Source organism: Serratia sp. D1N4, assembly GCF_054552755.1.
In genome coordinates this window covers 4110640-4132105 of record NZ_CM137274.1, presented here as the reverse complement: position 1 = coordinate 4132105, position 21466 = coordinate 4110640, and the positions used below count along the sequence as shown (strand labels likewise).

Annotated in this window: 20 protein-coding genes; 14 read left to right on the top strand and 6 right to left on the bottom strand. The window is 53.0% G+C overall.

Annotated elements, in window-relative coordinates:
* The first annotated feature begins 59 nt into the window (after positions 1-59).
* From feaR to ACX1CU_RS18495, 3 genes are all read left to right on the top strand, one after another.
* Positions 60-977, top strand: coding sequence for a transcriptional regulator FeaR (gene feaR / locus ACX1CU_RS18505; protein WP_459399699.1), 918 nt, complete (start codon positions 60-62; stop codon positions 975-977).
* Between the two features lie 199 nt (positions 978-1176).
* Positions 1177-3447, top strand: a complete 2271-nt coding sequence (gene tynA / locus ACX1CU_RS18500) for a primary-amine oxidase (RefSeq protein WP_459402857.1) — start codon at positions 1177-1179, stop codon at positions 3445-3447.
* Positions 3448-3710: 263 nt separating this feature from the next.
* Positions 3711-5090, top strand: a complete 1380-nt coding sequence (locus ACX1CU_RS18495) for an IS4 family transposase (protein WP_459399698.1) — start codon at positions 3711-3713, stop codon at positions 5088-5090.
* Between the two features lie 347 nt (positions 5091-5437).
* Here the strand turns inward: ACX1CU_RS18495 and ACX1CU_RS18490 are convergent, their stop codons facing one another.
* Together ACX1CU_RS18490 and ACX1CU_RS18485 are read right to left on the bottom strand one after the other, a co-directional pair.
* Positions 5438-6937, bottom strand: coding sequence for an aldehyde dehydrogenase family protein (locus ACX1CU_RS18490; protein ID WP_459399697.1), 1500 nt, complete (start codon positions 6935-6937; stop codon positions 5438-5440).
* 64 nt (positions 6938-7001) lie between these two features.
* Positions 7002-8717, bottom strand: coding sequence for an alpha-keto acid decarboxylase family protein (locus ACX1CU_RS18485; protein WP_459399696.1), 1716 nt, complete (start codon positions 8715-8717; stop codon positions 7002-7004).
* A gap of 910 nt (positions 8718-9627) precedes the next feature.
* On the opposite strand from ACX1CU_RS18485, the gene pagP reads away from it, so the two are divergent.
* Complete coding sequence (gene pagP / locus ACX1CU_RS18480; RefSeq protein ID WP_459399695.1) at positions 9628-10218, top strand: lipid IV(A) palmitoyltransferase PagP; 591 nt, start codon at positions 9628-9630, stop codon at positions 10216-10218.
* Between the two features lie 6 nt (positions 10219-10224).
* On the opposite strand, the gene ACX1CU_RS18475 is transcribed toward pagP, so the two are convergent.
* Positions 10225-10839: a hypothetical protein gene (locus ACX1CU_RS18475; RefSeq protein ID WP_459399694.1), complete on the bottom strand. Its 615-nt coding sequence runs from the start codon at positions 10837-10839 to the stop codon at positions 10225-10227.
* 150 nt (positions 10840-10989) lie between these two features.
* Between ACX1CU_RS18475 and ACX1CU_RS18470 the strand changes: the two genes are divergently transcribed.
* Both ACX1CU_RS18470 and ACX1CU_RS18465 read left to right on the top strand, forming a co-directional pair.
* Positions 10990-11373: a VOC family protein gene (locus tag ACX1CU_RS18470; protein ID WP_459402856.1), complete on the top strand. Its 384-nt coding sequence runs from the start codon at positions 10990-10992 to the stop codon at positions 11371-11373.
* A gap of 167 nt (positions 11374-11540) precedes the next feature.
* On the top strand, positions 11541-11795 hold the full coding sequence (locus ACX1CU_RS18465; RefSeq protein ID WP_459399693.1) for an ABC transporter ATP-binding protein: 255 nt from the start codon (positions 11541-11543) through the stop codon (positions 11793-11795).
* A gap of 58 nt (positions 11796-11853) precedes the next feature.
* Here ACX1CU_RS18465 and ACX1CU_RS18460 read toward each other — a convergent pair whose 3' ends face one another.
* Positions 11854-12639, bottom strand: coding sequence for a helix-turn-helix transcriptional regulator (locus tag ACX1CU_RS18460; protein ID WP_459399692.1), 786 nt, complete (start codon positions 12637-12639; stop codon positions 11854-11856).
* Between the two features lie 96 nt (positions 12640-12735).
* Here ACX1CU_RS18460 and ACX1CU_RS18455 point away from each other — a divergent pair, with 96 nt between their 5' ends.
* Positions 12736-13506, top strand: coding sequence for a class I SAM-dependent methyltransferase (locus ACX1CU_RS18455; RefSeq protein ID WP_459399691.1), 771 nt, complete (start codon positions 12736-12738; stop codon positions 13504-13506).
* 43 nt (positions 13507-13549) lie between these two features.
* On the opposite strand, the gene aqpZ is transcribed toward ACX1CU_RS18455, so the two are convergent.
* Positions 13550-14245, bottom strand: coding sequence for an aquaporin Z (aqpZ, locus tag ACX1CU_RS18450; protein WP_459399690.1), 696 nt, complete (start codon positions 14243-14245; stop codon positions 13550-13552).
* 839 nt (positions 14246-15084) lie between these two features.
* Between aqpZ and ACX1CU_RS18445 the strand changes: the two genes are divergently transcribed.
* Both ACX1CU_RS18445 and ACX1CU_RS18440 read left to right on the top strand, forming a co-directional pair.
* A complete protein-coding gene (locus tag ACX1CU_RS18445) occupies positions 15085-15366 on the top strand; it encodes a YdgH/BhsA/McbA family protein (RefSeq protein WP_459399689.1) in 282 nt (93 codons plus the stop codon).
* 243 nt (positions 15367-15609) lie between these two features.
* Positions 15610-16167: a class I SAM-dependent methyltransferase gene (locus tag ACX1CU_RS18440; RefSeq protein WP_459399688.1), complete on the top strand. Its 558-nt coding sequence runs from the start codon at positions 15610-15612 to the stop codon at positions 16165-16167.
* Between the two features lie 84 nt (positions 16168-16251).
* Here the strand turns inward: ACX1CU_RS18440 and ACX1CU_RS18435 are convergent, their stop codons facing one another.
* A complete protein-coding gene (locus ACX1CU_RS18435) occupies positions 16252-16470 on the bottom strand; it encodes a hypothetical protein (RefSeq protein WP_459399687.1) in 219 nt (72 codons plus the stop codon).
* A 29-nt stretch (positions 16471-16499) separates the two neighbouring features.
* On the opposite strand from ACX1CU_RS18435, the gene aroL reads away from it, so the two are divergent.
* From aroL to ppnP, 5 genes are all read left to right on the top strand, one after another.
* Complete coding sequence (gene aroL, locus ACX1CU_RS18430) at positions 16500-17024, top strand: shikimate kinase AroL (RefSeq protein WP_459399686.1); 525 nt, start codon at positions 16500-16502, stop codon at positions 17022-17024.
* Between the two features lie 396 nt (positions 17025-17420).
* Positions 17421-18194 (top strand): IclR family transcriptional regulator, encoded by a 774-nt coding sequence (locus ACX1CU_RS18425; protein WP_459399685.1) that lies wholly within the window; start codon positions 17421-17423, stop codon positions 18192-18194.
* Between the two features lie 218 nt (positions 18195-18412).
* Positions 18413-19981 (top strand): OPT/YSL family transporter, encoded by a 1569-nt coding sequence (locus ACX1CU_RS18420; protein WP_459399684.1) that lies wholly within the window; start codon positions 18413-18415, stop codon positions 19979-19981.
* A gap of 41 nt (positions 19982-20022) precedes the next feature.
* Positions 20023-20952, top strand: a complete 930-nt coding sequence (locus ACX1CU_RS18415; protein ID WP_459399683.1) for a DUF1177 domain-containing protein — start codon at positions 20023-20025, stop codon at positions 20950-20952.
* A 220-nt stretch (positions 20953-21172) separates the two neighbouring features.
* On the top strand, positions 21173-21463 hold the full coding sequence (ppnP, locus tag ACX1CU_RS18410) for a pyrimidine/purine nucleoside phosphorylase (protein WP_459399682.1): 291 nt from the start codon (positions 21173-21175) through the stop codon (positions 21461-21463).
* Positions 21464-21466: the final 3 nt, after the last annotated feature.

Sequence of the window (21466 nt, the reverse complement as noted above, 5' to 3'; positions counted from 1 at the left end):
CGGTAGTGGGCTAAATCAGCCAGTTTCTCTTTTGTTGCTTATGTTTCAAGGGGTTAATTATGGCAATTTCTACACAGGTCAGGGATGCGCGCTTCGAAGAGTGGTTAGGGCAGATCAATTCTGCCTGCGGTCGGTTTGGTGCCAAAACCTTGGGGCCGGGCTTCAGCGGCGCGGTACAAGAATTCCGTGCCCATGCACTGCGTCTGAGCGTGGTTGATATTGCCCAAACCCGGCTTTATCGGACCCGACGTGAAATTGCTCAGAGCAGTGACAGTTCGCATTTTTTTGCTGCCTTCCAACTGCATGGTAGTTCGATGATGGAGCAGGGGCATCACCAGACCAGGCTATCGGCCGGGGATATGACTTTTATCGATGCCTCGCAGCCCTGTAGCTTTATTTATCAGCAGGACTCACGCCAACTCTCTCTAGTGTTACCTCGCAGCTATATTGAGCAACACCTGAGATTCATCACTCTTCCCTGTGCCCAGCGCCTTGGCACCGAGGCTGCGGCGGCGAAACTCAGCCTACAGTTGGTGTTGGGCAGTATGCAGAATCCTGAGATGAGTCAGGTGGAAAGCGAAGCGGTACTTAACGCAGTGGCGACCTTGCTGCGGCCGGTGCTGGCAGGGGGCGAAGAACAGCAGGATAGCCATGAGCGGATCTTCACCCGTTCGCTGGCGTTTATCGACCAGCATATTCAGTCGGAACAGCTACGGCCGGAGTGGATCGCCAGTGAGATAGGGGTTTCCGTGCGCAGTTTGTACCGCATGTTTGCCCGCAAGGGGCTGGTTGTGGCGCAGTACATCAAAAACCGCCGCTTGGATCTGTGTGCACAGGCGCTACGCCAGGCAAAAGAGCGGCAAAAGCTCGCCAACATTGGCTATGACTGGGGATTTGCCGACCACAGCCATTTCTCTACCGCGTTTAAGGCGCGCTTTGGCGTTTCGCCAAGCGCGTATCGCAAGCAGTACCAGTAACCCCAACCTTTCCCCCGTTCGTGCGCTTGCCGTGCAGATTGTCAGTAACGACAAACAGGATGGCAAGCACAACAAAATATCCCCGCTTGAGAGTTGCTATGTTGGCATAGGGCCCGGCTGACGGGTTCACCACAACAATAACGGATGTCGATGCTTCTTTGATTCGTGCGGGGGAATAATGAGATCTAAAACAACAATCATGGCGACCCAACGCCTGCCAGCAGCCATTGCGCTGGCATTGGGGTTATTGGTAGGAACGGGTTGGCAGACTGCGGCGCTGGCACACGGTGCTGCGGCCAAGATGGTGCCGATGCAAAAAACGCTGGAGGAGTTCGGGGCCAGCGTACAGTGGGATGACTACGCGCGTATGTTTGTGATCGTCAAAGACGGTGCCTACGTGAAGGTGAAACCGAGCGCTCACGAAGCCATCGTCAATGGTAAACCGCTGAAGTTGCCGGTGCCGGTGGTGTTCAAAGGTAAAACTGCCTATATGTCTGAAGGATTCATTAACGACGTTTTCCAGTCTGGGCTGGATCAGACCTTCGCCGTTGAACACCGGGCACATCCGCTGAATCCGCTGAGCGCGGCAGAGATCAACGCGGTGGTTGCGACCATCAAGGCTGCGCCAGAGTATAAAAATAACCTGCGCTTTACCGAAATTTCGCTGCGTGAACCGCCGAAAGATCAGGTCTGGCAGTTTGTGCTGAACGGCAGCAGCGTGCAGCAACCGCGACAGGCCGATGTCACCTTGCTGGATGGCGTTCATGTGATTGAAAGCGTGGTGGATTTACCGCAGAAAAAAGTGCTGTCCTGGCAACCGATCCAAGGGGCTCATGGAATGGTGCTTCTGGATGATTTTGCCAGCGTGCAGGCGATTATCAACGGCAGCAAAGAATATGCCGACGCATTGAAAAAGCGCGGCGTACAGGATCCTGCCAAAGTGATCACCACGCCGCTGACGGTGGGTTATTTCGACGGTAAAGATGGCCTGAAGCAGGATCAACGGCTGCTGAAAGTGATCAGCTATCTGGATGTCGGCGATGGCAACTACTGGGCGCATCCGATTGAAAACCTGGTGGCGGTGGTCGATCTGGAACAGAAGAAGATCATAAAAATTGAGGAAGGGCCGGTGGTCCCGGTGCCGTTGAAGCCGACGCCGTATGATGGCCGCGATCGTCAGGCACCCAAGATCAAACCGTTGGAGATCGTCGAACCCGAAGGGAAAAACTACACCATCACCGGCAATACCATCCACTGGCAGAACTGGGATTTCCACCTGCACCTCAATTCCCGCGTCGGGCCGGTGCTCTCAACGGTGACCTATAACGATCATGGTCGCAAACGCAAAGTGATGTACGAAGGCTCGCTAGGGGGCATGATTGTGCCTTATGGCGATCCGGATATCGGCTGGTATTTCAAAGCCTATCTTGATGCGGGGGATTACGGTATGGGGACGCTGACCTCGCCGATTGCCCGTGGCAAAGATGCCCCGCAGAACGCCGTATTGCTGGATGAAACCATTGCCGATTACACCGGTAAACCCACCGCTATCCCACGCGCTATTGCCCTATTCGAGCGTTACGCCGGGCCGGAGTATAAGCATCAGGAAATGGGCCAGCCGAATATCAGCACCGAGCGCCGTGAACTGGTGGTGCGCTGGATCAGCACGGTAGGGAACTACGATTACATCTTCGACTGGGTATTCCACCAGAATGGCACCATTGGTATTAACGCTGGGGCGACGGGGATTGAAGCGGTGAAAGGCGTGAAGGCCAGAACCATGCAGGACCCGACCGCGAAGCAGGATACGCAGTACGGCACGCTGATCGATCACAACATCGTCGGCACCACGCATCAGCATATCTACAATTTCCGGCTGGATATGGACGTGGATGGCGAAAACAATAGCCTGGTGGAACTCAACCCAGATGTGAAACCCAACGATCGGGGTGGCCCACGCACCAGTACTATGCAGGTTGACGAGGTTAAGGTCAGCACTGAGCAGCAGGCGGCGCAGAAGTTTGATCCTGCCACCATCCGCTTGCTTAGCAACACCAGCAAGCTGAACAAAATGGGTAACCCGGTTTCCTATCAGTTGATTCCGTATGCGGGGGGAACGCACCCGGTCGCCAAAGGGGCTAACTTCGGCAAAGATGAGTGGATTTATCACCGCCTGAGCTTTATGGATAAGCAACTGTGGGTGACGCGTTACCAACCGGATGAACGTTACCCGGAAGGTAAATACCCGAACCGCTCCACGCAGGATACCGGGCTGGGGCAATACACCGCCGATAATCAGTCAATCGACAACAGCGATGATGTGGTATGGCTGACCACCGGTACCACCCATGTGGCGCGGGCGGAAGAGTGGCCGATCATGCCAACAGAATGGGTGCATGTGCTGCTCAAGCCCTGGAACTTTTTCGATGAAACGCCGACGTTGAATCTGAATGGAAAACCGCAGGATTGAGCGAGACGATGACTAGGGGCACTGCAAGCAGTGCCCCTGAGGTTGATGGTAAATTTGCCTTTTAGCCCGAGATACCCGGGGCTAGCGCACCATAGGTATCACGGCTTGCTGCGGCTTTGGTGCTTGAAATGTGCACTGAACGGTCCCTCCCCGCAGGAGCTGTCTCTTATACACATTTCCCCGGCACAAATGCCGGGGAGTTTTTGAACTTTCTCCCCGTCTGTTGATCTCTCTTTATATTCTCCTCTTCTTCGGTTTTTAGTATGGTGCTTTCTGATTGTTATTCATGGGCTAATGACACTTTTGGGCTCGCTCAACTTGGCGACTACCGGCGAACTCAGCGTCTCGTCAAATTCACTGCCTCGTTGGCTAAAAATACAGGACTTTCTATTGTGAAATCATCCCAAACCACCGCTGAGGTTGAAGGGGTTTATCGTCTGATCCGCAATCCCAACGTCTCACCCGATGCCATTGCCGAGGCCGGCTTCAACGCCACAGCAATGGCCGCCAAGACGCACACCCTGCTACTTGCTTTGGAAGACACCACCTCCATTAACTTCGCTCACACCACCGCGTATGACGAGTTGGGAAATACGACAACCAGCAAGAATACGCATGGCCTGTTAGCCCACACCGTCCTGCTTTATGCTCCTGAGCACGCACTGTTCTTGGGGCTCATCGACCAGCATCGCTGGAGCCGTGAAGCGAACAAATACGGTAAAAAGCACCAACGTAAACACGTGCCTTATGAAGAGAAAGAGAGTTACAAATGGCAACAGGCATCTGAACGAACGGCACAACGTCTCGGTGACACACAAGCACACGTTATCTCCGTCTGTGACCGGGAAGCGGATATCTGGCATTACCTTGATTATAAAACGAAAAACAAACAGCGCTTCATCGTTCGAGCCGCTCAGAACCGGTTGCTAAGTGGACATAATGAGAAGCTGTTGGAGTTGCCAGAAACGCTAACAGAAGCAGGCAGTTATCGACTGAATGTGGTCCAGAAAGGCGGACGTGCCGCGCGTGACGCACAAATGAGTATCCGCTATAGCTCGGTCGAACTCAAAATGCCGGGGAGTACGTCAGAAGAAAATACCGTCCCACTGACGTATATCTGCTGTCGTGAAGAAGGAGAAGACGGAGCGTGCTGGCACCTTCTGACATCAGAAAAAGTCACATCAGCGGAAGAAGCCCGGGTGATTATCAGTTACTACGAGCGTCGCTGGCTGATAGAGGAATACCATAAAGCGTGGAAAAGCGGTGGAACGCAGGTGGAACAGCTACGGATGCAAACGCGAAATAATCTGGAGCGAATGATCGTCATCCTGAGCTTTATAGCGGTGCGGGTGTTGTCGTTACGCCAGGGCGGGTTGAGTGAAGAGACGCTCAATGCAAGCTGTGAACGGGTACTGAGTCCACTTGAATGGAAGTTGCTGTGGGTGAAACAGGAAGGTAAAACGTTGCCGAAGAGGCCGCCGAGTGTGAAGTGGGCGTACCTGAATCTGGCGAAGCTGGGGCGTTGGTATGACAGTAAACGGACGGGACGAGCAGGATGGGTAGTGATGTGGGAGGGATGGTTCAAGCTTCAGGATATCGTTGAAGGGTATAAACTGGCGAAGTCTCTTGATCAGGAGATCTGATCAAGAGACAGCCGCAGGAGAGGGCTAGGGTGAGGGGCTATTCACGGCGAACTTTCATTGATTAAATATCAATTAATTCAATGGGTTTTGTTGTCCATGACAATGAGTTTCCAACGGAGTCGCTGGCAATAGATCGTGATAAAAAGCCCCCTCACCCCCGCCCTCTCCCAAGGGAGAGGGAGTCCCACCTTCCGTGCAAAGATCTGTAGATACCTATGCTAGTGCACCGAGGGGCACTCCGACGGCTTACGGCGTTACGACCCCTTCGGTACGCTCCCCCTAATAACCAGCTTTGTCAGTAGTCTGAAGGGCACTGGAAACAGTGCCCCTAAATATTGGCGCTAGGCTTAATAACGAATACAGACCGATTTCGATTCGGTGTAAGCATCCAGCCAGTCCGGGCCGAAATCGCGCCCGGTGCCAGATTGCTTGAAACCACCAAACGGCATATTGGCGTCGATCAGCGTATGCGTGTTGACCCACACCGTGCCTGCCTGAATACGCGGCGTATAGGCCATTGCCGCTTGCAGGCTGGTGGTCCATAGGCTGGCGGTCAGACCATAATCGGTATCATTGGCTTTTTGTAACGCTTCTTCGGCATCCGCCACGCGGATCAGGTTAACCACCGGGCCGAAAACCTCTTCTCGCGTCAGGTTCAGGCTATCGTCCGGGTTAATCACCAAGGTGGGAGGAATATAGAAACCCTGCGCATCCGGCCCAGAGGCACCGCTGATCAGCTCCGCATGTTTGTTCCTGGCGTCGTCCAGGTAGGCCGCCACCTTGTTACGATGATGCTGTGAAACCAGCGGGTTAATCTGTGCGCTGCCATCCATGCCCGGCCCGACAGACAGCGACTTCACCGCCTGTTCGAAACCGGCCACCAACCGATCGTAAATCGGTGCCTCGATATAAATACGCGAACTGGCGGCGCAGACCTGCCCCTGATTGAGGAAACTGCCCGCCATCAGCCCTTCGATCACCTGTTGCAGATCGGCATCTTTCAGCACAATGGCCGGGTTTTTACCGCCCAACTCCAAGGTGACGCGGGTTAAGCGATCGGCCGCCGCGCGAGCGATGCTTTTGCCCACCGGCGTAGAGCCGGTAAAGCTGACTTTGGCGATCAGCGGGTGTTCGGTCAGCGCTTTACCGCACAGCGAACCTTTGCCGGTCACCACGTTAAACACACCGGGCGGTATGCCCGCTTCGCTGGCCAGTTCCGCCATGCGTAGCAGAGTCAGCGGGGTAGTTTCTGATGGTTTGATCACGATCGAACAACCGGCCGCCAGCGCGGGCATCACCTTCCACATCCCGATCAGCAGCGGGAAGTTCCACGGCACGATGCCAGCCACCACGCCGATCGGCTCTTTGCGGGTATAAACCTGATATTTGGCACCCGGCGGCATCGGAATGGAAACGTCCAGGGTTTGGCCAGTGATTTTGGTGGTCAACCCGGCGGTGTAGCGCATCCAGTTCAGGGTACAACCTACCTCGAACGCCCGGGAGATATTAATTGATTTGCCCTGTTCCAGCGTTTCCAGTTGGGCCAGTTCTTCGGCGTTCTGCTCCAGCAGATCGGCATAGCGCAGTAAAATACGTTCGCGCTCGGCAGGCAGGCGCTGCGCCCAAACTCCGCTGGTGAATGCCTGATGAGCCGAGGTGACCGCCAGCGCCACATCTGCGGCGTTGGCATCGGCGGTGGACGAGATTTGCTTGCCATCGGCAGGGTTATACACCGCCAGCCGGGCTTCCGCCTGGGCGGCCTGCCACTGGCCGTTGATATACAGGCCGTGCTGACGATCGAGAAAACGCACTACGCTATCCAGTATTGTTACGGAATTGTCAGGCATATGCCCTCCTTGTCATGCAAAATAAGCTTATCGACGAGATAGTTACCTTTAAAAGTCTACAGCCTTACGCCCAACCTCGCTTTAATCTGCCTGACAGTGGGTTTGCGCTGCGTGACAGCGTGGCGTGCTGGCCAAAGTTGAAGTGGTTACAACGCTGGCAAAACTCTTTCATGGCGGGCGGTGCGTCCATCATCGGTAATTTCACCTCGATAAAGGCCAGCCGATCCTGCCTTGATGCCTGTTCCAGCGCCATTTCCAGCTGCTGGCTGGTCTCTACCGCCACGCAGAACGGCGTCGCCTGGCGATTCAGCACCGCTGGCAGTTTGGCGTAATCCCATGAACCGATATCGTTATAAGACGATGATTCCCCAAGGATATAGCGCTCAATGGTGTACCCCTGGTTATTAATCAGGAAGATAATCGGCTTCAGATCGCAGCGCAGCAGGGTCGAAACTTCCTGTGCGGTAAGCTGGAATGAGCCATCACCGATAAACAGCAGGTGCCGGCGCGCAGGGGCCGCCATCAGGGTGCCGAGCAGCGCGGGCAGGGTATAGCCGATCGCGCCCCAAATGGGCTGATTCACTACCGTTATGCCGTCCGGCATGCGCATCGCCCCCATTGCCGCGCCGGAGGTGCCATTTTCGACCACCAGAACATCATCCGCCTGAATAAAGTGGCTGATGCGTTGCCAGAAATAAGCCTGATCGAGCAGCGCATCGCTTGGCATCGCCAATGTTTGATTTAGCTTTGGCAGCGGAGCCTGCGGTAGGGCGCTAGTTTCCTCAGCCAGTTCCAGCAGCGTACGCAGCAAATCCGCTGCCGTTACCGCCGGATACGTGGTGTTATCCAGCCGCAGCGAGTAGGGCTGGATATCCACCATCGCCTGCGGGAGGATTTGCTGGCTGAAATAACCGGTGGTGGAGTCCACCAGGCGCACGCCAAGGCTGAGTACACAATCGGCCTGAGCCATCTTTTCGAACAGTTCAGGGGATGACAAATCGCCGCTGTAGCCACCTTGCCAGCCCGGCGTGCTCTCAGGGATCACGCATTTTGCCGTGGGCATATTGGTCAATGGGATGGCGAACTTGTCGGCGACCGCAAGCACCAGCGGCTGTAGTTGAAAACGATCAACCATCTGATCGATCAGGATCATCGGCCGCTGCGCCTGTTGAATGCGTTTGAGTAATGCCGTTGCCGCCAAGCGCAGAGTGCTGGCGTAGCTGTTGGGTAAGTGCGGCGAGAGAATAGTGTTCACTTCAATTTCGACGTCGCAAATGTCGGAAGGCAATTGCAGGTAAACCGGTTTTTTCCGCTGCCAGGCGGTGGTGAGCACGCGAAGGATCTCGCTGGCCGCATTCTCCGGCGTAATCAGCGCCTGCGCCACGGTGAACTGCTTAAAGCAGTTCATCACATTGTCAAAATTGCCGTCTGCCAACGAGTGATGCACCAGAGCATGGCTTTTCATGGCATACAGCGGCGGTGTGCCCGCCAGGCAGATAACCGGGACCGATTCCGCGTAGGCACCGGCAATGCCAGGCAGCGCGGCCAGATCGCCCACGCCGTAGGTGGTGATGAGTGCACCAGCCCCGTTGAGGCGGGCATAGCCATCGGCGGCATAAGCCGCATTCAGTTCGTTACAGTTGCCGATAAATTCTATGTTGGCGTCATGCTCAATCAGTTCCAGCAGGGCCAAGTTGTAATCACCAGGCACGCCATAGATATGCTCTACATTCAGGGCTCGAAGCTGTTGCAGGAGGAATGCACCTATCGTTATTTTCATTACTGCTCCACATTCATATTAATTTATTGCTATTTGAAGGAGCACAGCAGAGAGCGGCTGGCGATGTTGCTCCTTTAATCGTTGAATTTGTGATTGGCTCAAGGCGGACGGAATATGCCTGGTCAGCTTTAACAGTTGGTGAAAGAGGAAACTTGTTCAAGTTTTCTTGGCTTACTGGCCAATACCGTATCGTATGCGGGAATTTACGCCCTAAAAGGCTAAGGGGTCATGGCTGAGAACAGCTGCGGGTATTTTTCTAACACAGAGATTCCCAGAGAATTGAAGCGAAATGCTATAGAAATGCCGCAGTCAGAGGGCATTGAGAATAGTGGCAGGATTTTTCTTGGTATGCATCTATCCTGATTCAGTTATTTTAACCGTAAAAGACAAAATGAATTATTGATGATAAATCTGCTGAATAACCTCTTTGGCCCGTTTCATTGCCGTGGGTGGCAGAACTGCTTTACACTTCTGCGTGTTGGCGAGTAACCCTGATAGCCTGCCGTCTAGCGTGGTAGGATGCGTCGCATTGCGCACTGATGTGAGCGGGAGTTGTGGAAAGGATCACGTTCTCCCTCGGCGCACTGTCAATATTTTGCCACGTCAGGAACTAAGGAAAAACGCAGATTCAGGCAGCCCTGGACTGATAATGTAACCTTTTCTTTCAAAAAACGGTTAAATCCTTGCTATAACGCCTTGAGATGCAAGTGTAACAAAAGAGAGTTTTCTGACATGCAAACCAATGAAAAATGAGTAGCTTAGCCGGGTTCTCACTGCGGGAAACTTACCCGGTGGCCGGTATAAACCAAACATCAACAAGCGGGTATAAATGGCACGGAGCCACTGTGATACGGCTTGATCTCGGCAGGGCGATCGGTAAAAATCCCCCGCTAATTTTTACAGGAGCTTTATGATGTGTTTTGAAAGGACTCTTTTGGCATCTTCGCTGGCGTTGTTATTTTCTGCACTGCCTTCTTATGCTGAGGTTAGTGCAGAAAATAGCAATACGGCGACGGAAGAGCAGAACTGGTGGGGGCGTTTTAAGAATAACGTTGCCGAAACCTGGACTGATTCGCCGAATAAAGAGCTCTATCTGCCGGCCATTACCTGGCACAACCGTTGGACGTACGATCAGGAAAAGATCGATAGCTACAACGAACGTCCGTGGGGCGCGGGGTACGGCATTTCGCGCTTTGACGCAGACGGTGACTGGCACACTATCTACTTTATGGTGTTCAAGGATTCGTTCAACAAATGGGAGCCGATCGGCGGCTATGCCTATGAGAATATCTGGCGGCCGATTGAGGGCGAAGATTTTCGTCTTGGCCTGGGCTTTACCGCCAGCGTGACCGCGCGCGACAACTGGAACTATATTCCGCTCCCGGCCCCGCTGCCGATGGCCTCCATCGGTTATCAGCAGCTCACCTTCCAGGCCACCTACATTCCAGGCACCTACAATAACGGCAACGTGTTCTTCGCCTGGCTGCGCTGGCAGTTCTGATAAGGGTTAGTACTCATTATCGTTGATCGGGTGATAGGGTTCTGATCCTTCTCCCGATAATCTCAATGGCAGCGGCCCACCCTGATGATCCGCTACGGAGAGGGTGGCTGAGCGGAAGCTGCAACCGCTTGTGAGGTTTTTGACCTTCATAACATATTCACCAGCCGCATCCATTTTAACCGTGAAACTGCCAGTGGCGGGGATAAACACTTCAGCAGGCTGCCGTGGCGCCAAGGCATTCTCCAGTTTGACCAGCACGGCAAAAGCGTTGCGCCGGTTATCCAGAGTGAACTCCCGCAGGGAACTGCCGGTTTGCCATTCCGGCTGATGCAGATAGCCAGCAACGGCAGGCCAGGGTCGCCCTTGATTATCGTGCAACGGCCCACCGCAATGTTCACGAGCCTCCCGCAAAGGAATTTCGCGCTGGATCAGGTAATGCTTTGGTGCATCGAGCGCCGCCGGATCTTCATGTTGCTGCGCATACAGATGGCGTTTGGCGGCAAAAATGCCTGCGGCAATCAGCATGAAAAAGATCAGTATCGTCAGGCGATTTCTGAAGATCGGTGCGAGCAGCCTGCCTGGAAGTTGAAACAGCCAATTGGCGATTCTCAATAACATCATTCTCCCTTAGCGCCCAATAGGTTACGCTTGCGGTGGCACTACTTTTCCAGTATAGCCAACATCTTGCCAGTGGTATTATTGTCCCAAAGCGAATTTGAACCGCTGATGACACACTGCGGCGGATATCTCTATCACCCGAGGAGAATGATGATGAAAATAGCGCATGTCGCGATATGGACGCAGGATATTGAGGCGCAGGTTGCTTTCTGGCTGCGTTATTTCAACGGTGTGGCGGGGGAAGAGTATGTGAGTAAAAACCGCCCTGGTTTTGTTTCCCGCTTCGTTAAGCTGGCTGAGGGGCCAACGCTGGAGATCATGACCGTTCCCGGTCTGCTGCCGGGTAAACCAGGGGAGGAGCGTATCGGTTGGGCGCATATTGCCCTTTCATTGGGCAGTGAGGCGCGGGTGGACGAATTGGCGCAGCGGGCCAAACAGGACGGTATTCTGCTGGCTGTGCCGCGCCGGACCGGCGACGGCTTCTATGAGGCGATTATTCGCGATCCTGACGGCAATGCCATCGAGATCACTGGCTGATTTATCTTTTAAAGAGCGGTCAACTGCTGCCGCATTGGCTGGCGTTTCAATGCGCTGGCCTACCACCACGCCATTTGCTGATATTTACGCTTCTTTACTGTGCAATCGATTGAAATATCAGCACTCCTGCAACATATAATGGAACCTTCAACCAACAAGGAGGGTGTATGGGAATCAGCGAAGAAGAGTCGATCCGCCGCTTAACCCACGAGAAAAATGCCGTAGGGAATTCGGCGAAATGGGTGGCGATTGTTTCAGCCGTTTACTTTATTTTGATGGTGTTTTATGACCACCCTGCTGGGGTGCTGGCCATGTCTGGGGCCATTTTTGTTGTTTCTGCCACTACCTGGCTGAAGAAACGCAAAAAGGTGAAGGCTTACCGCATGGCGCTGGCAAAAATCAGCGATAACGAAACGCGCTGAAGCGCGTTTACAGACGCTAATAAATGGCAGGTAAACCTGTCCATGAATTTGTTACCCATTACGACAGCGGCATTAACATCACCAGCTTCAGCCCAGGGTGCTCGGCAGGGTAGAAGGTGACCTGCTGATAATGCAGCGCGCCCAGTAATGGATGGGTAAAGGTGCGCTCTCCTCCTTCGCGCGCCATGACGTCCTGCTGCTTCCACCAATGATGAAAGGGTTCGCTGTTGTGCGTCATGTTGCGCACAAAGGCGCGTATCTCTTCGGTTCCCTGATGATGGCTGGTTTCAGCCCGGAATTCTGCCACCACGCGCCGGGCGCGATCTTCCCAATTGCTGACCAGTTGCTTTGCCTGAGGATGGAAGAACATAAAATGTAACAGGTTTGGGGTCTTGGCCTGTTCCAGCCAGCCGCTGAATAGCTTTTCCGCCTGCTGATTCCAGGCCACCATATTCCAGGTGAGATCCAGCAGATAACAAGGCACCGTCATTTGATGCACGCTTTCCAGTACGGCGGCGTTGACCGTTTCTTGCAACTGTTCCAACTCCGGGTCGGTGATGCGCGCCAGCGTAAACAGGTAGTGGCGTTCGGCATGGCCGAGCCGCAGCGCTTTAGCAATGCGCGCCAGCGTGTAGGGCGAAATGGATACCTCCCGCCCCTGTTCGATCCAGGTATACCAGGTTGCGCTGATGCCGCTGATTTGTGCCAGTTCCTCGCGGCGTAAGCCGCTGGTGCGGCGACGCGGGGCCGTGGGCAGGCCCAGCATTTCTGGTGTTACCCGTTCCCGGTGCGCGCGCAGAAAAGCCCCTAGGGCTTTTGGGCCGGATAAAGTGTCTGATTCCATAGGGTGGTACCTGTCGATACTAGGATAAATGGTCATATTGTACCCGTATAGTAAGTTAATTATAGTCGCTTCAGAACATCCATAACGGGAGTAAATATGAGCATCAGCGACAGCCATAAGAATGCGGTCGAACGTCAGTTCGGCGAACAGGCTCAGGCCTATTTGAGCAGTGCCGTACACGCACAGGGGAAAGATCTGCAACGCTTGGCGCGCCTGCTGGAAGGCAGCAGTAAAGCTCGGCTGCTTGATCTGGGATGTGGTGCCGGGCATGCCAGTTTTGTCGCCGCGGCAAAGGTAGCCCAGGTGGTGGCGTACGATCTGTCCGCGCAGATGCTGGCAGTGGTTGGTAAAGCCGCCACGGAGAAAGGGTTGGGGAATATTCAGGTACAACAAGGCGTGGCGGAGTCGCTGCCGTTTGACGATGCAAGTTTTGATATAGCGATCAGCCGCTATTCGGCGCATCACTGGCACGACGTTGGCCGGGCACTGCGCGAGGTGAAGCGGGTACTGAAACCCGGTGGTCGAGCCATCTTTATGGATGTGATTTCGCCGGGCCATCCTTTGCTGGATATCTATTTGCAGACGGTAGAAGTGTTACGCGATACCTCACACGTGCGCAACTATGCGCCGGGCGAATGGCTGGCGATGTTTACTGAGGCTGGGTTGGTGGTGCGGGAAGTGACTTCGGATCGTCTGGATCTGGAGTTCAGCAGTTGGGTGGCGCGGATGCGTACCCCTGAACATTTTGTCACCGCGATTCGCGCCTTACAGCTTGGGGTAGCAGAGGATGTGCGGCAGCATTTCGCCATTCAGGCCGATGGTTCGTTTACCAGCGACATCATGATGTTTGAGGTTACAAAGGGGTAAATAGGGCAGGGCAGCCAAGAGAGGGCTGCCCTGAAAATAGTACTTACTTTTTGTCTTCCAGCAGACAGCGGTAAATCAGCCCGCCAACAATGCCGCCAATCAATGGCACTAACCAGAATACCCACAGTTGCTGCAATGCCCAGGTGCCCTGGAAAATCGCCACACCGGTGCTGCGCGCTGGGTTAACGGAGGTATTGGTGACCGGAATGCTGATTAAGTGAATCAGCGTCAATGCCAGGCCGATAGCCAGTGGTGCAAACCCTGCCGGTGCACGTTTATCTGTCGCACCATGAATAACAATCAGGAAGAATGCGGTCAGCACCAGCTCAATAACGATAGCGGCCTGCAAAGAATAGCCGTTTGGTGAATGTTCACCGTAGCCATTGGAGGCAAAGCCACCGCCGGTAGCGTCGAAACCGGTTTTACCGCTGGCGACTAAATAAAGCACCGCCGCTGCCGCAATACCACCGATAACCTGAGTAATAACATAGGGAACAACATCTTTTGCCGGGAAACGGCCACCGGCAAATAAGCCTACGGTGACGGCCGGGTTAAAGTGCCCGCCAGAAATATGGCCGACGGCATAAGCCATGGTGACTACGGTGAGGCCAAACGCTAAAGCTACGCCGGTAAAACCAATCCCCAGTTGTGGGAATGCGGCGGCCAATACTGCGCTGCCACAACCACCGAACACCAACCAAAATGTGCCAAAAAATTCGGCAAAGAGTCGCTTTGACATAGATTGCATCCTGCAAGATAAAATAGATTGGTATCAGTGATAAAAACTATGGAAGCTCTGTTTTTATTACGATGATTTATACCCAATGAATTGCAGATAAGCAGCAGGCGAACAACGCCTGATAATCTTACGTGGTAAGTTTTTCGGGTTTGTGAACGTAGCCAACATTAATCTGCGAATTAAAAATTAACAGGTGTAAATCATTGTGCCTGATATGCCCTTGATTACGGCCAGTATTAAATCCCTATCTTTTTGCTTTGTCCATATCACTGCATTGATTTTAAGAAAATATCTTCTTTCACTGATGTTTTTTGCCTTTGTATAAGTGATTTTCTTGGTTATTACCTGATTAAATCTTAAGTTTGCCGTTTTTATTTCATTTTTGTTAGTTAAGTTGTTTCTCTTTATGACGATAAATTGAGTGTTGGTTTTATTTGCTAAACGTTAGTTATTACTATTATCTATATTAGTATGTTAACCATATCCTAAATGGCAGGTATGTTGGTTGTGATGACCTATTGTTGATGCACCACGTGCTTGTCAGCGGCGTTTTGTCAGAAAATGCAGCGTAGTGTCGATGCCAATGGTGATTAAAAACTGTTAAAAATTAGAGCATTTGACTTAATCGGGTAAATAGAATTTTTATTTTCATAAACTATGACCTAAAATTAGATCATAAATGCAGTTCAGTATTGTTCAGGAAATAAATATTCTTATCTTCTCCTTGTTTTACTCACAATGATTGAGTTTCTTTACATTGGATGACGTCCGTTTTCACTGGTTGGCCGATAATTAACACCACTGAGAACGAGTTAACAAGCAAAATAACGGAGTCAATCATGAAACTATTACCTTGCATCGCTGCCGTACTGATCGCCACTGCTTCATTCTCCACTCTGGCCGCGGATATGTCCGTTAAACAGGTCGACAATACCCAGGCCAGCACCATGCAGAGCATGGGAGTGGTCTCGGTCTCTGGCATCAGTGGTTCACCAGATGATGCGATCCACGCGTTAAAACAGAAAGCGATGAAAGATGGTGCAACACATTATCGTATCATTGGTCTGGATAACCCAGGTGATTCCAGCGATTGGCGTGGTAATGCGGAAATTTATCGTTAATTTATTAACGGTAATATATTTATCATCTGCTCATAAAGTTTGGATAATATAATAGACGGCTGTGGATAATAATCTGACCAATAATGCTATGATTATTGACTGATTATTACCGCAGCTTTTTTTGTCCGCCCGTCGCTGTTGGTTGCATTTTATTACAACTGTATCTGTGCTTTTAGCAATTCTGTTAATGAAACCTTAATGAATTCAGTCCAGATTAGAGGGATTCAACCAAAGGATACCTCAATGCTACATGCGACACGGATGCAACTGAAAAACCATTTATCTTATCTTCAGCAATTTATGGCGTCCCCCCGTACGGTAGGCTCGCTGGCGCCTTCTTCCCCTTGGTTATGCCAGGCGATGCTGAATCAGATTGATTGGTCGCAGGCTTTGTCGATTGCTGAACTGGGTGCTGCAAACGGTGTGCTGACCAAACGTATTCTGAGGCACATGCGTGCCGATGCCCAACTGGAGTCCTATGAAATCAAACCCAGTTTTGTACGCCGCTTACGGCTGATTGATGACGATCGTCTACGGGTGATGGCCTGCTCGGCAGAAAACTTGGGGCGCAATTATGATGTGATCTTTTCCTGCCTGCCATTGCTGTCGCTCCCGATAAAGGTCAGCGTACGTATTTTGCAGCAGGCGCAGCAGGATTTGCGGGCCAGTAACGGCACGCTGGTGCTGTTTCAATACAGCCATTTGTCAGAAAAGCTGCTTTCACGCTATTTCCATTGGAAAAAGCAGCTTGAAGTACGCAACTTTCCGCCCGCGTTGGTGTATGTCTGCACGCCACGTTAATCAGAGCATCACCACCGCGTTGCCGCCGTGTGGCCAGCTGCGGTTATATCTGTCATCTAGCGGTTACTTGAGTTGTGTAGGGTTTTACTGACTGTAACAATAGGTTCCTGCTAACGGGAAAATCTGCTTAAATAGCGTGCTCTGAACCAACAGGATGATCAATTGCGGGCCATGTTGGCGCAGGAAGCGCAGCGCTATAGCATTTACACTGTCGTAAAGATTGAAATACAGTGTGGGGGCGGTATGATGCAGCAGCCATCGTTCGATCTGCCTGCCAGATATTCTGCTGGCAAACCAACGCATTCAAGTCACCGCATAAGGGACAACCCGTAATGACACAAACCATTTTTATGGTAGGCGCGCGCGGAGCCGGTAAGACCACGGTGGGTAGCGCGTTGGCGCAGGCCTTGGGTTATCAGTTCATTGATACCGATCTGTTTATGCAGCAGGCCGCGCACATGAGCGTGGCGGAAATGGTGGCGCAAGAGGGCTGGCTAGGGTTCCGCCGCCGTGAAACTCTGGCTTTGCAAGAGGTGACTCAGCCGTCAACCTTGGTTGCCACAGGGGGCGGTGCGATCCTGGCGGAAGAAAATCGCCGGTTTATGCGCCAGCACGGTACGGTGATTTACCTGCGCGCACCTGCCAGCGTGTTAGCACGGCGGCTGGAAGAATACCCGGAAGATGCGCAGCGCCCGACATTGACTGGCCGCCCCATCGCTGAAGAAATGCTGGAAGTGCTGGCAGCGCGCGAAGCGCTGTATCAAGAAGCCGCCCATTATGTGATGGACGGAACCCTCCCTCCTGCGCAGGTGGTGGAACAAATCCTCGCGGTCTTGCAGTGTGAAACGGTGAAATAAATCCCCTCAGGGGCACATTTTCTGGTGCTCCGTTCTCTACCATAGCCCTATTTACTGAGGTAAAAAGTGAAGGGCTAACGTGTTCCTCTAATCCACTCTCATCATTCTTCGTTAGCCATAAAGAGTTAACCTTCGATATTAATAGCCTGTTTGACCATTCTTGGTGGAATTATCTTTATTAGCATTTTGTGCTGGAATTTATATTCTATAACGGACATCCACAAGCTTTCATCAGCAATAACTCTGCTATCTGTGCTGTGTTTTATTTATCGAAGCATTATTTTCTGCAATGGGTTGCGCATATAAAAAATAAACTGCTTGACGATAAGGGGTACGGGTTTTAGTTTCTAAATATTGATTAGGAACTGAGTTCCATATAATGGAACAAGGCGTGCCATGACCACCTTAGAAAATGCCTCGGCGGTGTTAAAGCTATTTTCTCAGCGGCGTATGGCCTACGGCCAGCCGGGGATTTCGTTCACTGATGTGGTCGAGCAGCTTGGCTTGCCGAAAAGCACGGTTTCGCGCCTGTTACAAACCATGGAAAGCCAGGGGATGCTGGAGCGAGATCCGGTAAGCCGTCTGTATAAGATCGGGCATTTACTGCTTTCGGTGGCCAGCCATTATCTGTCAACGCCGCTGGTGGAAAGTGCGACGGTGCTGATGGCTCAGCTCAACCAACTGACCTTTTGCACAGGCTATATCGCGATGCTGGAAGGGAGTGAAAGCCGGGTGATGCGTACCTTCCCTGGGCGTCACTTTTTGCAGGTGGTCACACCGGTTGGTGTTTGTTCACCGGCAGCCGGAACCTCTGTAGGCCGGGCGATGCTGGCGCGGGAAAGTGATGAGCAGGTGCGTGAGCGCTTTGCGGCAGGCTATCAGGCCGCTTCTCCCAACTCACCACAAACGCTGGACGCGTTGCTGCAAAAACTGGCACAAGTCAGGCAGCAGGGCTGGTCATTGGCGTGTAACGAAACGCTGCCGGGGATCAGCTCACTGGCAACCTCGGTAACCAATAAACACCGCAGTGAGACGGTGGGGTTATGTTTATCTTTTCCCTCTCAGACCGACGAGCAACCTTACTCGCCTCAGGTTCTTGAGGCATTAATGGTGGTTTCCCGGCAGTTGGCAGAAAGGCTTGGTGATGAGTATTGGCAGCAGATTGTTTAGGAATCCCCTTCACCGAGAAAACAGCGTTACGGCTTAATTAATTGGAATGCCAACACCAGAGGCATTTGCTGACGGTTTAATTACCGTGCGGCAATTAATCAGGCTAAGGCAGGTAATAAAACATTTCACTGTAAGTTCCAAATAATGGAACTGCGGCGGCAGCTTATGCCCGAAATATTATTTTCGCCAAACAACAGGGATATTCAGGGACACTGTTTATGAAACCAGAGAAAGCCATTAATCCGTTAAAAGACATCGGCACGCTGTTGGTGATGGTCGTGCTGTCCGTCATCGGTGCCATTATCGGGGTGCAACTGATCACGACTTTGGGCGTAACGCCCAATACCTCGATCATCGGTGCGCTGTTTGCCATGTTGCTGGCGCGTATTCCGTTGCAGATGTTCCAGCGTTACCGCTCCATACATACGCAGAATCTGGCGCAGACGGTGATCTCCTCTGCCACCTTCGGCGCGGCCAACAGCCTGCTGATGCCGATTGCTGTTCCTTACGTGATGGGGCAACCCCAACTGATTATGCCGATGTTTTGCGGCGTGGCGGCTGCGATGCTGCTGGATGCCTATCTGCTGTACCGCCTGTTTGATACCAAAGTGTTTCCCGCCGCCAATGCTTGGCCGCCGGGCGTGGCGGCCGCAGAAGCCATCAAGGCTGGCGATCGGGGCGGCAAACAGGCATGGCTGCTGGTGGTGGGCGTGGTCGTCGGGGTTGCCGGTTCGATGCTCAAGATCCCGATGGCGGCCTTCGGTACCGCATTTATCGGCAACATCTGGGCGCTGAGCATGTTCGGTATTGGCCTATTGCTGCGCGCTTACGGCCAGCCGCTGACCGGGGTGGATCTCAACGTGCAGTATATTCCACACGGAGTGATGGTGGGGGCTGGGCTGGTGGCGTTGATTCAGGTGGTCCAGGTGATCCGCAACAAGCAGGCGGATACCGTCTCCACCCATACGCAGCCTGACAGCGAGGTGCGTAAAGCGCTTGGGTTGGGAGCGGTGGGCTATGTGGCGATCGCCGCAATGTTGGCGCTGGCAGGGGGGCTGTACAGCGAAATGTCGCTGACCATGCTGCTGCTGTTTGTCATTTATGCCGCTTTTGCCGCCTTTGTGCATGAGTTGATCGTCGGTATCGCGGCGATGCATTCCGGTTGGTTCCCGGCCTTTGCCGTGGCGCTGATCACCCTGATTATCGGCATTTTGATCGGCTTCCCGCCGTTGGCGCTGTGTATTCTCACCGGTTTCACCGCCGCTACCGGCCCGGCGTTTGCCGATATGGGCTTTGACCTGAAAGCGGGCTTTATCCTGCGGGGTTACGGTAAGGACTTGCAGCAGGAACTGCTGGGGCGTCGCATTCAGTTGATTGCCGCGATGATTGCTTTCGTGATCGCCATTCCGGTGGTTTATTTCTCTTACAGCAGTTATTTCCTACAGGAACTGGTTCCGCCGGTGGCGCGCGTGTATGCCAAAACTATCGAAGCCGGTGCGCAGCCGGGTATCGCCTTCAGCCTGCTGATTTGGGCTATTCCGGGGGCCATCGTGCAGTTTATCGGCGGGCCAAAACGCCAGTTGGGGGTGTTGCTGGCAACCGGTTTGCTGATCAACAACCCATTGGCCGGTTGGGCCGTGGTGGTGGGGATTACGCTGCGTATTCTGATCATCAAGCGCTGGGGCGATAAAGGCCGTACCCCAATGGAGATTATGGCGGCCGGGTTTATTGCCGGTGACGCGTTGTACAACTTCTTTAATTCGATTTTTTCCAGCAAAGGGAAATAACGCTGGGCGCATTGATACACAAAATTTGCGAGGTATAGAACATGAGTTTGCAACAAACGCTGCAGGTTTTTGAGTTAATCGACAACGCACACGTCAGCGGCCAGGACATTGTTGACTTATTCGCGCCATATCCGGCGGTTAAGGCCAGCACCCATCGCGCCAGCGGGGCAAAAGGGTCGACCGATTTTGTCCGCATTGAGATTGTGGGCAATGCAGGCAAAAGCGTAGGTGGTAGTGCTCTGACGCTGGGGATCATTGGGCGGCTGGGGGGCATTGGTGCGCGCCCAACGCGTATCGGGTTGGTCTCTGACGGTGATGGCGCTATTGCGGCGATCGCCTGCGCCCTGAAGCTGGCAGAGATGCAGCGCAAAGGCGATGTGCTGCCGGGGGACGTGATCGTTACCACCCATATTTGCCCGAATGCGCCAACTCGCCCGCACGAGCCGGTGGATTTTATGGATTCACCGATCGATGACGTAACGATGAATGACCATGAAGTGGTGCCGGAAGCGGATGCTATTTTGTCGATCGATACCACCAAAGGTAACAGGATCATCAATCACAAAGGCTATGCGCTGTCGCCGACGGTAAAAGAGGGATACATCCTGCGGGTGGCGGAAGACCTGCTGCGTATTATGGAGATGACCAGCGGCCGCGCGGCGGTGACGTTTCCGATCACCATGCAGGACATCACGCCCTATGGTAATGGTGTGCACCATCTCAACAGTATTTTGCAGCCCTCAACCGCCACCACGGCGCCGGTGGTTGGCGTGGCGATCTGCACGGAGTCGGTGGTGCCGGGTTGTGGCACCGGGGCCAGCCATGAAACGGACATCGCGTTAACGGTGAAATTTGCCGTGGAAGTGGCGAAAGAGTTCGGGCGCGGTACCTGTAGTTTCTATGACGCCGCAGAGTATGCTCAACTGCTGGCGCTGTATGGCAGTATGAGCCATCTGCAACGGCGGCAATAACCGCATTATCTGAACCTGTTAATTTTTCTTTTAGACTTGTTAATCGTTTGGGGCCTTTTGGCCCCGTTTTTTATTCTGCACGGTTGTTTTGATCAACCAGAAAAAAACGCTGCAACCTTCCCGTGCGGCGTGATCGCATTTCGTGTGAAAAACCAGTGACAGATCAGGCTCAATCCCCCAATATGGAACTCCACTAAGATGATAATGCGGGGGCCAGTCTATGCTGAAAGTGAACGAGTATTTTGGCGGAAAAGTGAAGTCTATCGGTTTCGATAGTAGCAGCATCGGTCTTACCAGCATCGGTGTGATGGAGGAGGGGCAGTACACCTTCAGCACCGCACAGCCGGAGGAAATGACGGTGATCACCGGGGCATTGAAAGTGCTGCTGCCGGGCGCGCCGGACTGGCAGGTCTTTACGCCAGGCGAAAAATTCTTCGTGCCGGGACACAGTGAGTTCAACCTACAGGTTGCTGATGCAACCGCATACCTTTGCCGTTATCTGAGTAAATAATTT